General features: G+C 73.8%; 15 protein-coding genes. 12 read left to right on the forward strand and 3 right to left on the reverse strand.

Annotated features, from left to right (window positions below):
* The first annotated feature begins 126 nt into the window (after positions 1-126).
* From IE260_RS28060 to IE260_RS28110, 11 genes are all read left to right on the forward strand, one after another.
* Positions 127-1,323: a sensor histidine kinase gene (locus IE260_RS28060; RefSeq protein WP_189876718.1), complete on the forward strand. Its 1,197-nt coding sequence runs from the start codon at positions 127-129 to the stop codon at positions 1,321-1,323.
* The gene (locus tag IE260_RS28065) at positions 1,320-1,964 is read left to right on the forward strand and encodes a response regulator (protein ID WP_189876720.1); all 645 of its coding nucleotides are present in this window, start codon (positions 1,320-1,322) and stop codon (positions 1,962-1,964) included. The genes IE260_RS28060 and IE260_RS28065 overlap by 4 nt, the downstream gene beginning before the upstream one ends.
* Before the next feature lie 129 nt (positions 1,965-2,093).
* Positions 2,094-2,783 (forward strand): GAF and ANTAR domain-containing protein, encoded by a 690-nt coding sequence (locus tag IE260_RS28070; RefSeq protein WP_189876723.1) that lies wholly within the window; start codon positions 2,094-2,096, stop codon positions 2,781-2,783.
* A gap of 70 nt (positions 2,784-2,853) precedes the next feature.
* Entirely contained in the window at positions 2,854-4,167 is a 1,314-nt protein-coding gene (locus tag IE260_RS28075; RefSeq protein WP_189876726.1) for a cation:proton antiporter, read from the forward strand.
* Between the two features lie 211 nt (positions 4,168-4,378).
* Positions 4,379-6,031 (forward strand): ATP-binding protein, encoded by a 1,653-nt coding sequence (locus IE260_RS28080; RefSeq protein ID WP_189876729.1) that lies wholly within the window; start codon positions 4,379-4,381, stop codon positions 6,029-6,031.
* Complete coding sequence (locus IE260_RS28085) at positions 6,028-6,438, forward strand: roadblock/LC7 domain-containing protein (protein ID WP_189876733.1); 411 nt, start codon at positions 6,028-6,030, stop codon at positions 6,436-6,438. Before IE260_RS28080 ends, IE260_RS28085 begins: the two co-directional genes overlap by 4 nt.
* A complete protein-coding gene (locus tag IE260_RS28090) occupies positions 6,435-6,782 on the forward strand; it encodes a DUF742 domain-containing protein (RefSeq protein WP_189876736.1) in 348 nt (115 codons plus the stop codon). The genes IE260_RS28085 and IE260_RS28090 overlap by 4 nt, the downstream gene beginning before the upstream one ends.
* Entirely contained in the window at positions 6,763-7,380 is a 618-nt protein-coding gene (locus IE260_RS28095) for a GTP-binding protein (RefSeq protein ID WP_229881375.1), read from the forward strand. Before IE260_RS28090 ends, IE260_RS28095 begins: the two co-directional genes overlap by 20 nt.
* Positions 7,377-8,609 (forward strand): cytochrome P450, encoded by a 1,233-nt coding sequence (locus IE260_RS28100; protein WP_189876739.1) that lies wholly within the window; start codon positions 7,377-7,379, stop codon positions 8,607-8,609. The genes IE260_RS28095 and IE260_RS28100 overlap by 4 nt, the downstream gene beginning before the upstream one ends.
* Positions 8,606-9,853 (forward strand): cytochrome P450 family protein, encoded by a 1,248-nt coding sequence (locus tag IE260_RS28105; RefSeq protein ID WP_189876742.1) that lies wholly within the window; start codon positions 8,606-8,608, stop codon positions 9,851-9,853. The genes IE260_RS28100 and IE260_RS28105 overlap by 4 nt, the downstream gene beginning before the upstream one ends.
* 166 nt (positions 9,854-10,019) lie before the next feature.
* On the forward strand, positions 10,020-10,421 hold the full coding sequence (locus IE260_RS28110; RefSeq protein ID WP_189876744.1) for a hypothetical protein: 402 nt from the start codon (positions 10,020-10,022) through the stop codon (positions 10,419-10,421).
* A 27-nt stretch (positions 10,422-10,448) separates the two neighbouring features.
* Here the strand turns inward: IE260_RS28110 and IE260_RS28115 are convergent, their stop codons facing one another.
* The gene (locus IE260_RS28115; RefSeq protein ID WP_189876746.1) at positions 10,449-11,603 is read right to left on the reverse strand and encodes an enolase C-terminal domain-like protein; all 1,155 of its coding nucleotides are present in this window, start codon (positions 11,601-11,603) and stop codon (positions 10,449-10,451) included.
* 192 nt (positions 11,604-11,795) lie between these two features.
* Here IE260_RS28115 and IE260_RS28120 point away from each other — a divergent pair, with 192 nt between their 5' ends.
* Positions 11,796-12,590, forward strand: a complete 795-nt coding sequence (locus tag IE260_RS28120) for a YhjD/YihY/BrkB family envelope integrity protein (RefSeq protein WP_189876748.1) — start codon at positions 11,796-11,798, stop codon at positions 12,588-12,590.
* Here the strand turns inward: IE260_RS28120 and IE260_RS28125 are convergent.
* Positions 12,521-13,678: an SDR family oxidoreductase gene (locus IE260_RS28125; RefSeq protein WP_189876750.1), complete on the reverse strand. Its 1,158-nt coding sequence runs from the start codon at positions 13,676-13,678 to the stop codon at positions 12,521-12,523. The genes IE260_RS28120 and IE260_RS28125 overlap by 70 nt on opposite strands.
* Before the next feature lie 175 nt (positions 13,679-13,853).
* On the reverse strand, positions 13,854-14,942 hold the full coding sequence (locus IE260_RS28130) for a LacI family DNA-binding transcriptional regulator (protein ID WP_189876753.1): 1,089 nt from the start codon (positions 14,940-14,942) through the stop codon (positions 13,854-13,856).
* Positions 14,943-14,977: the final 35 nt, after the last annotated feature.

Below are 14,977 nucleotides of genomic sequence, written 5' to 3' on the forward strand. Positions count from 1 at the left end.
CTCGCCGGGCGAGAGCCCCGCAGGCATCCGCCCCGGGCCGGGACTTCGCGGGCCGAAGGGTGCGTGCCGGGTTCTCACTTTCGTCGGATGCCCGGCCCCCGGCGAGGTCCGTAGGCTGGGAGGATCGTGAACGCGCTGACTCCCACCACCCGGGCCCTGGCCCGGAGCCTGCACCTGCTCGTGGCCGGCCTGCTCGCCCTGACGGCGGTGCGGGCGGTCGCGGAGAGCCGTCCGCACGCGCCCGCCGTCGTCGCGGTGGCCGCGGTGGTCGGTGCGGTGTACGCCGTGGGGCCCGTGCTGCCCGCGGTCCGCGGCTCCCGCCGGGCGGCCGCGGTGTGGCTGGCCGGGGTCGGGGCGGTGTGGCTCGTGCTGCTGGTCCTGTCCGCCGACGGCGTGTGGCTGGCGTTCCCGCTCTACTTCGTCCAGCTCCATCTGCTCCCCCGCCGTGCCGATCTGGCGGCGGTGAGCGCGACGGCGGTCGCGGCGATCGCGGCCTTCTCCGTCCACCAGGGCACGTTCACGGCGGCCACCGCCATCGGTCCGGCGCTCGGGGCCGCGGTGGCCGTGGCGGTGGTGTGGGGCTACCAGGCCTTGTACCGCGAGAGCGAGCAGCGGCGCCGGCTGATCGAGGAGCTCACCGCGACCCGCGCCGACCTGGCCGACGCCCAGCGCGCCGCGGGTGTGCTGGAGGAACGCGAACGCCTCGCCCGGGAGATCCACGACACCCTGGCCCAGGGCCTGACCAGCATCCAACTGCTGCTGCGGGCGGCCGAGCGGGCCCTGCCCGACCGGCCCGAGGCCGCCACCAGGTACGTCGGCCAGGCCCGGCAGGCCGCGATGGACGACCTCGCCGAGGCCCGCCGGTTCGTCGCCGCCCTCTCCCCGCCCGCCCTGGACGGCACGACCCTGGCCGACGCCCTCGACCGGCTGTGCGCCACCACCGGCGACCGGCACCGGCCGGCCGTCCGGTTCCGCCTCGCCGGACGGCCCCGTCCGCTGACCACCGCGCAGGAGGTCGCCCTGCTGCGCATCGCCCAGTCCGCCCTGGCCAACACGGTCCGCCACGCCCACGCCCGTACCACAGAGGTCACGCTGGACTTTCTCCACGACGCCGTCGCACTCGACGTCACCGACGACGGGGTCGGTTTCGACCCCGCCGCCGTGCCCGCGCCCGGCCCGGAGGGCGGCGGCTTCGGGCTGGCCGCCATGCGGGCCCGCATGCACGCCGTCGGCGGCACGCTCACCGTCGAGTCCGCACCCGGACGCGGCACCACCCTCACCGCCCGGCTCCCGGCCCCCGACGACCACGAGGCCCAGACGTGACCCGGACCGCCGCCACCCCGATCCGTCTGCTGCTCGCCGACGACCACCCCGTCGTCCGCGCGGGACTGCGCGCGGTGCTGGAGACCGAGGAGGACCTCACCGTGGTCGCCGAGGCGGCCACCGCGGAGGAGGCCGTCACCCGGGCGGACCGGGGGGACGTCGACGTCGTCCTGATGGACCTGCAGTTCGGCAGGGGCATGACCGGCGCCGAGGCCACCGCCGCCATCACGGCGCGTTCCGGCGCGCCGCGCGTCCTGATCGTCACCACGTACGACACCGACGCCGACACACTGCCGGCCATCGAGGCCGGCGCCACCGGATACCTCCTCAAGGACGCACCGCCGGAGGACCTGGCCGCGGCGGTGCGCACCGCCGCCGCGGGACGGACCACTCTTGCCCCCACCGTCGCGGACCGGCTCATGACCCGCCTGCGCGAGCCGCACACGTCGCTGACCCGCCGCGAGACGGAGGTCCTCTCCCTGGTCGCCGAGGGGCTGTCCAACCAGCAGATCGCCGAACGGCTCCATCTGACGGAGGGCACGGTCAAGTCCCATCTGGGCCGCGTCTACACCAAGCTCGGCGTCGACTCCCGCACCGCGGCGGTCGCCACCGCCACCGGCCTCGGCCTGATCCGCCGCTGAACCGGACCCGCCGTCGCGGACGCCGGACACGAGCCAGGATGGCGTATTCGGCCCCGGCGTCCGAAACTGTCCTGGAGGCGCGTCCACGCTCTCGGGCTCGCGTCAGGCCGACAGGGCGAGGAGCAGGGCATGGACTGGCGTGGGTTCGCCGAGCAGATGGCGTCGTTGGCGCGCGATCTGCTCGCACAGGAGTCGCTGAGCGCCACCCTGGAGCGGATCACCGCTTCGGCCACCGAACTGGTCGAGGGCTGCGACGCCGCCGGCATCCTCATCCTGCGCGGCAGGAAGGTGCAGTCCCTCGCCCCGACGGACCAGGTGGTCGTCGACAGCGACCGGCTCCAGGAGTCACTGGGCGAAGGGCCGTGCTTCGACGCGGCGCGCAGATCGACGGGGCAGCGGCAGTACCGGATCGCCGACTTCACCGACGAAGCACACCGGTGGCCCGCGTACGTCCCCGAGGCGCGCAGGCTGGGACTGGGCAGCATGATGGGAATCCTGTTGTTCACCGAGGACGAGGATCTCGGAGCCCTGGACTTCTACTCCCGCCGGCCCGGTGCGTTCACCGAGGCCAGCGAGACCGCCGGCTGGCTGCTGGCCTCCCATGCGGCGGTCGCCTTCTCCAGCGCCCGGACACACGCCCAGTTGCAGGAGGCCATCGGCACCAGGCACACCATCGGCGAGGCCATGGGCATCCTCATGGGCAGCCACCGCCTCACCGAGGACCAGGCGTTCGCCGCGCTGCGCCGCTACTCGCAGGACCACAACGTCAAGCTCCGCGACGTCGCCCGCCGGGTCTGCGAGCAGGGCGGGCTGAGCTGACGCGCCGTGGGCCGGCGGATTCAGCCACTCGGGCGGCGTACGGCCGCAGGGCAGCGGGCACACGTCACCGGTGACCTCGGCCGATTTCCTCTTCGCCCTGCTCGGGGCCGGTGCGCTCGCGGCGGCCGTACTGCCCCGGCTGGTGGCCGGCAGACCGTTGTCCATGCCGCTCGTCTTCCTGGTCTGCGGGATCGCCCTGCAGTCCACGCCCGCGCCGCTGCCCGAGATCGACCCGGTGAGCGACCGGGCCTGGGTGGAGCATCTGACCGAGATCTGCGTCGTCATCTCGCTGATGGGCGCGGGCCTCGCCCTCAACCGCCCCTTCGGCCTGCGGCGCTGGCGCGCCCCCTGGCGGCTGATCGGCGTCACCATGCCGCTGACCATCGCGGCGACCGGCGCCCTCGCCTGGTGGCTGCTGGACTGGCCGCCGGCCGCCGCGCTGCTGCTCGCGGCCGTTCTCGCGCCCACCGACCCGGTGCTCGCCTCCGAGGTGCGGGTCGGCGCGCCCACCGACTCCGAGCACGACGAGGACGAGGTGCGCTTCGCGCTGACCAGCGAGGCGGGCCTCAACGACGGGCTCGCCTTCCCCGTCGTCATGGCGGCCATCGCGCTGGCCGCGGCGGCGGGCACCGGCCTGTCCGGCGACTGGGTCGGGCGCTGGCTGCTGGTCGACCTGGTGTACGGGTGCGTGGCCGGGGTACTGACCGGTCTGGCGGTGGGCACGTTGCTCGGCTGGCTCTTCTTCCGCGCCGGCCGACAGGCCGTGCGGCTGTCCGAACACCGGGAGGGCTTCGTCGCGCTGGGCGCCACGTTCCTGTCCTACGGCCTCACCGAACTCCTCCACGGGTACGGCTTCCTGGCCGTCTTCGTCACCGCCTGCCGGATCCGCGCCGCCGAACGCGACCACGGCTACCACGCCGTGCTGCACGACTTCGTCGAACAGGTGGAACGGCTGCTCACCGCCGGGCTGCTGTTCCTGCTGGGCGTCCACGTCGCACAGGGCGCCCTGGCCTCGCTGACCTGGCAGGGCGCGGCCGTGGGCCTGCTGGTGCTCCTCGTGGCCCGGCCGCTGACCGGCTGGGTCGCCCAGTTCCGAACGGCGGCCGGCCCCCGGGAACGCCTGGTGACCGCCTTCTTCGGCATCCGCGGCATCGGTTCGCTGTTCTACCTCGCCCACGCACTCGGTGCCGAGGGCTTCCACGTGCCCGCCGAGGACCTGTGGGCCGTGGTGACCTTCACCGTCCTCGCCTCCGTCGTCCTGCACGGCGTGACCGCCTCCCCCGTCATCTCGCGGCTGGACCGGCTGCGGCTGCTCCAGGCCCGGCGCCGCCTGCGCACCGGGCGGCCGCCGGACGAGGACGACGTGGCGAACGAGCGTCTGTGAACCGCGTCGTCTGGTCACCGGGCCGTGAAGTCCCGGGCGGGCCACGGCGGATGGCACGACGAAGGCAATGATTGAGCGAGACCCTTCTCATAGCGATCAGGAACTCTCGTATAGTGATCGCGACTTGAGTGTCGCGTGAACGTATCCTTCTGCACCCGCCCCCCATGGACGACACGAGGGCCGCTCCGGCGGCCTGGCGAGGACCCGATAGATGACCGCGCCCGCCCGCCCCGGCGACCGACCCGCTCTCCGCACCCTCGCGGCCGTGACCCTGCCCTGCGCAGTGGTGTCGGCACTCGTCGTCGGCGGCGCCGTCGCGGCGGCGCCGTCCTCGGTACGCGCTCCGCTCGGCCTGGGAGCGAGCGCCGCGGCGATCCTGCTGTGCGCGGCCGTGACCGTGGCCGTCCACGCCGTACGCACGGCACGGCTCACCCGCCGCAGGCTGGAGGCCGCCGAGGCCGGCGCCGGACACCTCGCGCAGGAGCGTGCGCGGCTGGTCGAGCAGTCCCGTCAGGAGCAGGAGCGCCTGCGGGAGGACGCCGGCCGGGAACGGGCCCGGCTCATGGCGGAGCTCGGCCGGGAACAGGCCCGGCTCACGGAGGAGTTCGAGCGGGAGCGGGCACGGCTGGCGGAGGAGTTCGACCGCGACCGGGCGATTCTCGCCGACCAGCGGGCCCAGGAGACGGCTCGGCTCACCGAGGAGGCCGCACGGCTGCGGGCACAACTCGACCGGGCCACCAGAGAGCGCGCCGCCGCCGTCTCCGCGACCGCCAACGCGGCCGGCCGGATGCAGGCCCTGGCCACGGGCATGCTCGCCGACCTGCGCGCCATGGAGGAACGGCACAGCGACGAGGAGGTCCTCGCCGACCTGCTCCACCTCGACCACCGCACCGCGCAGGCGGGCCGGCTCGCCGACTCCGTCGCCGTCCTCACGGGCGCCCGCTCCGGGCGCCGCTGGGCGCGGCCGATCGGTATGGAGTCCATTCTGCGCGGCGCCATGGGACGCATCGCCGGCTACCAGCGGGTGCGTGTGCACTCGGCCAGCGACACCGCCGTGGCCGGACACGCCGCCGAGGGCGTCATGCACGCGCTGGCCGAACTCCTCGACAACGCCGCGAACTTCTCGCCGCCCACCGCCGAGGTCCACGTGTACGTCGAGGAAGTGCCGTCCGGCGTCATCGTGTCCGTCGAGGACAGCGGGCTGGTGATGGGCGAGGTGCAGTTGCGCCGGGCGCAGCAGGCGGTGTCCGGCGACGTCGCCGGTCTGGGCGGCCTGACCGGTACCCGACTGGGGCTGGCCGTGGTGGGCCGGCTGTCCGTCAAGTACGGCCTGAAGGTCTCCTTCCGGCCGTCCGCGCGCGGCGGCACGGGGGTGCTCATGCTCATCCCCCAGGACATCCTGACCGGACCGGCCCCGGTGGCGAGCCCGCCACGACCCGCCCCGGCCGACCCGCCCCGCCCCGCCGAACCGCCCGCCACGGCGCACGCCACCGCCGTCGAGGACCCCGCCCCGCTGCCGGGCCACGGGACCGCCGACCGCGAGACGGCCGAGGCGCCCGCGGGTCTGCCCAAGCGGCGGCGCGGACGCACGCTCGCCGCCGCCGAGCGCGCCCGGGCCGGCGCCCGGCCCGCCGAGCCGCGTGCCACACCGCCCGCCGACGACGCCAAGGTGCGCGCGGCCCGCTTCAGCAGCTTCCGCCAGGCCGTCCGGGCCACCGGATCCGGCCCCAACGACCCGCAGGACCCGGCCACGGACGCGGGTGCGGCGCCACCGGCCGGCGGCGCCGCACCCGCACCGGCCGAGACGGCCCTCGACCACCCGTCCCACTCGCACGCGCACCCGGAAGGCGACACCACTCCATGACCGGCACGACCACCGCCGACGAGAAGCTCACCTGGCTCATCGAGGGGCTCCTGGAGCGCACGCCGGGCGCGCGACACGCGCTCGTCCTCTCCCGCGACGGCCTGAAGCTGTGCCGCACCCCGGAGCTCACCGTCGACCAGGCCGACCAGCTGGCCGCGATCGCCGCCGGCATCCAGTCGCTGTCCCACGGCGCGTCCGTGGAGTTCGGCGACGGCAGCGGCGGAGTGCGCTCGGCCATGACGGAGTTCTACGGCGGGGTCCTGTTCATCGTCGAGGCCGGCGAGGGCGCGCACCTCGCCGTGGTCACCGGCGAGGACGCGGACGCGGGCCTCGTGGGCCACAACATGAGCGAGCTGGTGGAACAGCTCGGCGAGCACCTGACCGCGCAGCCCCGCAGCACCTCATGAGCCGGCCCGGCAGGGACGACGCGCCCGACCGTCTGTACACCCTCACCGGTGGACGCAGCCGGTCGGGCCCCGACAGCCCCTTCGACCTGGTCACCCTGGTCGTCGCCGAGTGCGAGCCGACGCCCGGCATGCAGTCCGAGCACGTGGCGATCCTCAGGATGACCCAGGCGCCCACGGCCGTGGTGGAGATCGCCGCCGAGCTGCGGCTCCCGGTGAGCATCACCCGGATCCTGCTCTCCGACCTCCACGCAGCGGGCCGCGTGAGCGCACGCCACCCGCGCAAGGCAGCCGTTCCCGACCCCGACATCCTGGAGCAGGTGCTCGTTGGACTCCGCAACCTCTGACGTCCGTACCCCCCTGGGTGCGTCCGCCGACAACGGCCTGAAGATCGTGGTCGTGGGCGGGTTCGGCGTCGGCAAGACGACCTTGGTCCGCTCGGTGAGCGAGATACGTCCCCTCAACACCGAGGAGACGATGACGCAGGCCGGCGAGGCGGTCGACGACATCAGCGAGGTGCGCGGCAAGACCGCGACCACCGTCGCCTTCGACTTCGGCCGGATCAGCCTGGACGCGCGCAACGTGCTGTACCTGTTCGGCGCGCCCGGCCAGGAGCGGTTCTGGTTCCTGTGGGACCGGCTGTTCTCCGGCACGCTCGGCGCGGTGGTCCTCGTCGACACCCGCCGCATCGACGACTCCTGGTACGCCATCGACCGCCTGGAGCACCACGGCACGCCGTTCATCGTGGCCTGCAACGACTTCGGCGGGCCCCAGCACTCCCCCGCGGCCGTCCGCGACGCCCTCGACCTGGATCCCCAGGTGCCGCTGGTCTCCTGCGACGCCCGGTCCCGCGAGTCCAGCAAGCAGGTGCTGATCGCCCTGGTGGAGCACCTCCAGGCCTACTACGCCGGCCAGGCGGCCCGGCCCCGACAGGAGTTCGTGTGAGCACCGACGCCCCCGACGCCGTACCGCTCGGCGGCCCGCGCTTCCAGACCGAACCCGCCGTGCTGTACCGGCAGATGCGTCGCGAGCACGGCGCGGTGACGCCGGTGCTGCTCGACGGGGACGTGCCCGCCTGGCTGGTGCTCGGCTACCGTGAGCTGCACCAGGTGACCGGCGACCCGGTGCTGTTCAGCCGGGACTCCGACCTGTGGAACCAGTGGGAGAACATCCCCGACGACTGGCCCCTGCTGCCGATGATCGGCCGCAAGCAGCCGTCGATCCTCTACACCGTCGGCGAGCGCCACCGCGAACGCGCCGCCATGGTGAGCAACGCGCTCGAGGCGGTCGACCCGCACGAACTGCGCCGCCACGCCGAGCGGTTCGCCGACGAGCTGGTCGACCGGCTCTGCGCCGACGGCGAGGCCGACCTCGTCGGCGACTACGCCATGCTGCTGCCGGTGCGGGTGCTGACCCGGCTGTACGGCTTCTCCGACGAGCAGGGTCCCGCGCTGGTCACCGCCCTGAACGACATGATCGACGGCAGGGAGCGGGCCATCGCCGGCCAGACGCATCTGGCCACGTCGATGGCGCAGCTCATCGCCGAGCGCAAGGAGTCGCCGGCCGACGACGTCGCCTCCCGCATGCTGGCGGACGAGAGCGGCTTCAGCGACGAGGAGATCGCGCAGGACCTGATGGTGATGATGGCCGCCGGCCACCAGCCGACCGCGGACTGGATCGGCAACTCGCTGCGCCTGATGCTGACCGACGACCGCTTCGCCGCCTCCCTCTTCGGCGGGCGCAACAGCATCGCCGAGGCGATGAACGAGGTGCTGTGGGAGGACACGCCCACGCAGAACGTGGCCGGGCGCTGGGCGTCCCGCGACACCCACCTCGGCGGGCGTCGTATCCGCGCCGGCGACCTGGTGCTGCTCGGTCTGCAGGGCGCCAACTCCGACCCTCAGGTCCGCACCGACGGCTCCGCGCTCACCGGCGGCAACAACGCGCACTTCTCCTTCGGCCACGGCGAGCACCGCTGCCCCTTCCCCGCGCAGGAGGTCGCCGAGGTGATCGCGCGGACGGGCATCGAGGTCGTCCTCGACCGGCTGCCGGACATCGACCTGGCGGTGCCCGCCGAGTCCCTCACCCGTCGCCCCTCGCCCTGGCTGCGGGGGCTGACCGAGTTGCCCGTGCGGTTCACCCCGACCCCTGCCCTGGGAGGCACGTCAGCATGACGACCGGCACCGAAGAAGCCCGCATACCGCTGGACCCGTTCGTCACCGACCTGGACGGCGAGAGCGCCCGGCTGCGCGCGGCGGGGCCGCTCGCCGCCGTGGAGCTGCCCGGCGGCGTCCCGGTCTGGGCCGTCACCCACCACGCCGAGGCCAAGGCGCTGCTGACGGACCCGCGCCTGGTCAAGGACATCAACGTCTGGGGCGCCTGGCAGCGGGGCGAGATCCCCGCGGACTGGCCGCTGATCGGGCTCGCCAACCCCGGCCGCTCCATGCTCACCGTGGACGGCTCCGAGCACCGGCGGCTGCGCACGCTGGTCGCCCAGGCACTCACGCCGCGGCGCGTGGAGCACATGCGCAAGCGGATCACCGAGCTCACCGACCGGCTGCTGGACGAACTGCCCGCGGACGGCGGCGTCGTCGATCTCAAGGCGGCCTTCGCCTACCCGCTGCCCATGTACGTCGTCGCCGACCTGATGGGCATCGAGGAGGCTCGGCTTCCCCGGCTGAAGATGCTGTTCGAGAAGTTCTTCTCGACCCAGACGCCGCCCCAGGAGGTCGTCGCGACCCTCACCGAGCTGGCCGGGATCATGGCGGACACGGTCGCGGCGAAGCGCGCCGCGCCCGGCGACGATCTGACCAGCGCGCTGATCCTCGCCTCCGAGGACGGCGACCACCTCACCGACGAGGAGATCGTCTCCACGCTCCAGCTGATGGTCGCCGCCGGCCACGAGACGACGATCTCGCTGATCGTCAACTCGGTGGTCAACCTCTCCGTCCACCCCGACCAGCGGGACCTGGTGCTGTCCGGTCAGGCCGACTGGTCCGCGGTGATCGAGGAGACCCTGCGCTGGTCGACGCCGACCTCGCACGTCCTGATCCGCTTCGCGACCGAGGACGTCCCGGTCGGCGACAAGGTGATCCCCGCGGGGGACGCACTGATCGTGTCGTACGGGGCGATCGGCCGCGACGAACGGGCGCACGGGCCGACGGCGGGCGAGTTCGACATCACCCGCACGTCGAAGAACCGGCACATCTCCTTCGGTCACGGCCCGCACGTGTGCCCCGGCGCGGCCCTGTCCCGTCTGGAGGCCCAAGTGGCCCTCCCGGCCCTGTACGCGCGCTTCCCCCGGCTCGATCTGGCGGTGCCCGCGTCGGAGCTGCGCAACAAGCCGGTGGTCACGCAGAACGACCTCTTCGAGCTGCCGGTCACGCTCACGGGCCCGGCCGGCCTCGACCGCGGCTGACCGCCCGCGGGTGCCGGGCGGAGCGACCGCGCCGGCACCCGCGTTCCGCCCCGGCCCCCCGGGACCCGCGTTTGCTCCCCGCCCACCGGGTACTCCGGATGGCGGACGCCGATCACGACCCGGCACGACGGCGTCGACCCGCCGAGCGATGGTCTTGGGAGTCGCGATGTGGAAGCGCAGGCGCAGGAAAGAGCGGCAGGCCGACACATCCGTACGCGTGGAGCTGTGCGACCTGTGTGCCGCCGTGTTCCCGGAGGACCGGGCGGTGCGCGGATACGTGCAGGATTCGTCCGCCGCTCACCCCGAGCACGACGGGGACGACGGGCTGCGGCTCGTCACCGCGTGCGGCAACGACCACTTCGACACGATCGCGCAGGGCTACCGGCACCGCCCGTTCGTGCAGGAGGAGCTGTGGGCGGCGAAGGTCTCCCGGGCCCTGACCACGGGCCCGACGGCTCTCACCATGCAGCAGCTCGCCTGGGAGACCGGTCTGCACGAGCCGCAGATACGCCGTGGCATCGCGTGGCACAACCAGCGGATGCGGCAGAGCCAGGACATGGACCCGTGACGCGTTCGTGGGCCGCCGCGGGCCCGGTCAGGCCGGCCGCGTCCCCCGGACGCGGTAGGGCTCCGCGTCGGCCCACTTGACGTCCAGCCCCAGCCCGGGCCGGCCGGTGTCGGGCCGCAGGGCGCCGCCGACGGGTGGCAGGATGCCGTCGAACAGCAGCCGCTCGACGCGCACGTGGTCGTGGAAGTACTCCAGGTGCCGCAGCCGGCGCACGGCGCAGAAGGCGTGGGCGGACACGGCCGGGGCGCAGTGCGCGGACAGGTCGAGGTGCTGGGCGGCCGACAGCCCGGCGACCTCCAGTACGCCGGTGATGCCGCCGCACCGGGTGACGTCGGCCTGGAGACAGTCCACGGCCGGTCCGTCCACGAGGTTGACGAAGTCCTGCGGGGTGAAGGCGTACTCCCCCGCGGCGACGTCGAGGCGCTCGGGTCCCCGGTCGCGCAGCAGCCGCAGTCCTTCCAGGTCCGCGGAGGCCACGGGTTCCTCGAACCAGCGCACGTCCCACTCCTCGTGGAACCGCCGTGCCCAGTAAAGGGCCTCCTTGCGGCCGAGGGCGCCGTTGGCGTCGGTGAGCAGTTCGGGCTCGGTACCGATCGCCCCGCGTACGGCGGTCAGGCGGTGCGGGTCGCGTTCCGGTTCCCGCGAGGTCTTCAGCTTGACGCGGGGGATGCCCCGTTCCACCCAGGCGGCGAGCTGGCCGGTGAGGCGGTCCGTGGAGTAGTTGGTGAAGCCGCCGCTGCCGTACACCGGTACCCGGTCGTGGTAGGCCGGGAGGAGCCGGACCAGCGGAAGTCCCAGCAACCGCGCCTTGAGGTCCCACAGCGCCACGTCGACGGCGGAGAGCGCCATGGCTCCGGCACCGGGCCGCCCGGCGTTGCGGATCCGGGCGCCCATCCGCTGCCACAGGGCGGGCGGCGAGAAGGCGTCCCCGCCCACGACCACCGGCGCGAGCTTCGAACGCACGAACGATGCGACCGAGACGTCGCCGTAGGTGTACCCCAGTCCGGTCCTGCCGTCGGCGTGCACCCGGACCAGGACGACGGTGGTGGAGTCCCACTCCAGGGTGCCGTCCTGCTCCCTGCCGTCCGGGCCGTCGGTGGGGACCTCGAAGGCGTGCACGTCGACCGCCTCGACCGGGCACGCGCCGAACGCGGTGCCTCCGGCCGTCGCGTCGCTTCCCATCAGTCGGCCACCGGCGTCATCACGCACTCCTTCGGACACGGACTCCCCCGAGCCGGTTCCCCGCTTGGGGCGGGCCATGCCGGTCCGTCCCGCTTGCCACCCGCGTACTCCGGGCCACGTTTGTCACGAGCGGTCACGGGTCACTCATGTCCGCATCCGCGAGCCATCGGAGGACCGCCCGAGGAGCACCCCGTGAACCGGTACCGGAGCCTGCTCCACCATGCGTGGGAGTGGCTGGCCGCGTCGGCTCTCGTCCGGCGCGGCCGGGAACTGGAACTGATGCACCGGGCCATGGGGTTCGCCACGCTCGCCCTGGTCACCCTCGCACCGCTGCTGATCGTGGTGGCCGCCGCCGATCCGCTGGGGCGCGGGGGTTTCGCGTCGTGGCTGGCCGACGGCATGGGGCTGTCGGGACGGTCCGCCCGGGTGCTGACCGACATCATCAGTCCGCCGACCGAGGTGGTCGGTACCACGAGCGTGTGGGGCGGTATCGCGCTCGCCGTGTTCGGCGTGTCCTTCGCGGGGAGCGTGCAGAACGGCTACGAGCGCATCTGGGGTCTGCCCTCCGGTCCGTGGCACCGCGTCTGGCGCCAGCTGACCTGGGTGGCCGCGCTGACCGCCTACCTGTATCAGGAGGTGCAGACGCGGACCGCCGTGCACGGATCGGTGCGGATCGCGCTGTCCGTCTCCTCCGGCATGCTGTTCTTCTGGTGGGGACAGCATTTCCTCCTGGGCAGTCAGGTCCGCTGGCGGGCTCTGCTGCCGGGGGCGATCGCCACCATGGTGGGACTGATCGGCCTGCGGGGCTTCTCCTACCTGGTCTTCACGCCGCTCATCCTCGACAACGCGATCAGTTACGGCACGGTCGGCATCGTGCTCGTGGTGGAGTCGTGGCTCATCGGGGTCGGCTTCGTCGTCTACGGCGGCGCGATGGTCGGCCGCTGGTTCTGCGAGCACCACTGGTGGCCACGCCGCGATCGCAGCTGACCTGCCGGCCGCCGGGCGCGGCAGGACCCCGCTCGCCGGCCGGCACCGCCGGCCAGCACGGCGGCGGCCGCCGCGGCGGCCACGGCGGCGCCCAGCGCAAGCGGCCGGCGGTGGCGCGAGAACCAGAACTGCAGGCTGCGCGGGTGCGCCTCGTCGTCGAAGAGGCCGTGCGCCCCGTAGTCGGCCCGGGCGTCGTCCACCGGCTGCCAGAGGTTGACCGGCCGCGACGGCTCGACGGGGTCGTCCGTCTGCTGCGAGTCGTAGCCGGTCCGGGCCAGGTAGCGGTCCAGCAGTCCCGGGGCGGCCTTCTGGCCGAGCAGGGTGGCGACCGTGGAGCCGCCGACCCAGTACTCCCGGCGCCGCGGGTGGTCCGCCGCGTGCAGGACGCCCTCGGCGGCGACCTCGGGCTGGTAGACCGGGGCCACCGGGCGCGGATGCCGGGGCAGCCTGCTGAGGACCCAGCTGAACTGGGGCGTGTTCAGCCCGGGCATCTGGACCATGGTCACGTTCACTGCGCTGCGGTCGTGCAGCAGTTCGCACCGCAGGGATTCGGTGAAGCCCTGGATGGCGTGCTTGGCCCCGCAGTACACCGCCTGGAGCGGAACGCTGCGCTGGGCCAGGGCCGAGCCGACCTGGACGATGGTGCCCCGGTCGCGCGGCAGCATGCGCCGCAGGGCCGCCTGGGTGCCGTGGACGAAGCCGAAGTACGTCACTTCCGTGGCCCGTCTCAGCTCCTCCGGCCTGACCTCCGCCACCGGTGCGAAGACGGTGGTGAAGGCGGCGTTGACCCAGACGTCGATGGGGCCCAGTTCCTCCTCGACCCGTGCGGCGGCCGCGTCCACCGCCTCCGCGTCGGCGACGTCCACCACGAGCGGCAGCGCCCGCCCGCCGGCCTTCCGGACCTCCTCGGCCGCCTGTTCCAGGGCGTTCCGGCCGCGTGCGATCAGGGCCACGGCGGCGCCGCGCGCGCCGAAGGCCCGGGCGGTCGCCCGGCCGACGCCGGCGCCGGCCCCGGTGACGACCACCACGTCGCCGGCGGACGGCCTGCGGTGCGCAGCGCCGCGCCCGGTCCGCCGTACGCCCTTCACCGCCGCTCCCGGCCGGGCAGGTGCCCGGCGTTCCGGGTCCGCTCCTTCTCGGGGTGCGGTGGGCCGGCGGGCGCGACGACGTGGTCGGTGACTCGGGTCATGGGGCACTCCTGGACAGCGGGAGGAACGGTGGGTTCTGGGTTGCCTGCCCGGTGGCCCGTAAACGGGGCGGGGCTCAGCGGGCGGGTGCGGACCGGGGTGCGCTCGGCGCGGGAGGCGCAGCCGTGCTCGCCCGGGTCACCAGCCGGGTCGGCACGAGCGTGGTGCCCCGCTCCGGGCCGTCCTGGCGCATCTTGCGCAGGACGGCCTCCACGCAGAGCCTCCCCACCTCGGCGAAGTCCTGGTGGACGGTGGTCAGCGGCGGCAGGAAGGAGCCGGCCTCGGGTATGTCGTCGAAGCCGATGACGCTGACGTCCTCGGGCACCCGCCGCCCCCGCTCGTGCAGGGCGCGCAGCAGGCCGAGGGCCATCTGGTCGTTGGCCGCGAAGACGGCCGTGCACTCCTCGCGGGCCGCGAGATCGAGGCCGGCCCGGTAGCCGGACTCCGCCGACCAGTCGCCCCTGACGAGCGGTGGCACGGTACGGCCGGCCTCGGCGAGCGTCGCCCGCCAGGCGTCGGTCCGGCGCTGGGCGGCGAAGGAGCCCTCCGGTCCGCCCAGGTGCCAGACCGTCTCGTGCCCGAGGTCGAGGAGGTGCCGCACGGCGGCGCGGGTGCCGCCCGCCTGATCGGTGTCGACGACCGTGTAGAGGTCGCCGGCGTCGGAGTCGACCACGACGACCTGGACGTGGGGCGGCAGTCTGACGGTCGCCGCGTCCAGCAGGTGCACCTCCATGATGACGATCACCGCGTCGACGGCGAGTTCCTCCAGCCGGGTGAACGCGCCCCGCACCTCGTCCTGCGTGGGGACGGCGACCGGCAGCAGCGTCACCGCGTACCCCTCGCGCGCCGCCGAGGTGGCGATGGCCTCCAGGGTGCGCACGTTACCCGTGGTGGACAGGCTGAAGGTGATCACGCCGATGGTGCGGAACTCACCGCTCTTGAGCGCCCTGGCCGCACTGTTGGGCCGGTAGCCCAGTTCCTTCATGGCCGCCAGCACCTGCTGCCGGGTCTCCTCGGTCACGCCGGCGTAGCCGTTGGACACGCGGGAGACGGTCTGCGAGGAGACCCCCGCCAGCCGGGCCACATCGGCCATGGAGGCCGTCCGGTCCCGGCCGCGCCTGCGCCGCGCGGGTGCACTCGCCGGGACTCCCTCAGCCGTGTCCACTCTCCGTCCGCCACCTCTCTGTCGCTGTCAGGTCC

Source organism: Streptomyces viridiviolaceus, from assembly GCF_014650995.1.
GTDB lineage: Bacteria > Actinomycetota > Actinomycetes > Streptomycetales > Streptomycetaceae > Streptomyces > Streptomyces viridiviolaceus.

Coding starts and splice junctions, on each gene's coding strand:
- IE260_RS28070 (WP_189876723.1), top strand. CDS start 2,094: ATGGACTGGCGTGGGTTCGCCGAGCAGATGGCGTCGTTGGCGCGCGAT.
- IE260_RS28080 (WP_189876729.1), top strand. CDS start 4,379: ATGACCGCGCCCGCCCGCCCCGGCGACCGACCCGCTCTCCGCACCCTC.
- IE260_RS28085 (WP_189876733.1), top strand. CDS start 6,028: ATGACCGGCACGACCACCGCCGACGAGAAGCTCACCTGGCTCATCGAG.
- IE260_RS28090 (WP_189876736.1), top strand. CDS start 6,435: ATGAGCCGGCCCGGCAGGGACGACGCGCCCGACCGTCTGTACACCCTC.
- IE260_RS28105 (WP_189876742.1), top strand. CDS start 8,606: ATGACGACCGGCACCGAAGAAGCCCGCATACCGCTGGACCCGTTCGTC.
- IE260_RS28110 (WP_189876744.1), top strand. CDS start 10,020: ATGTGGAAGCGCAGGCGCAGGAAAGAGCGGCAGGCCGACACATCCGTA.
- IE260_RS28115 (WP_189876746.1), bottom strand. CDS start 11,603: ATGGGAAGCGACGCGACGGCCGGAGGCACCGCGTTCGGCGCGTGCCCG.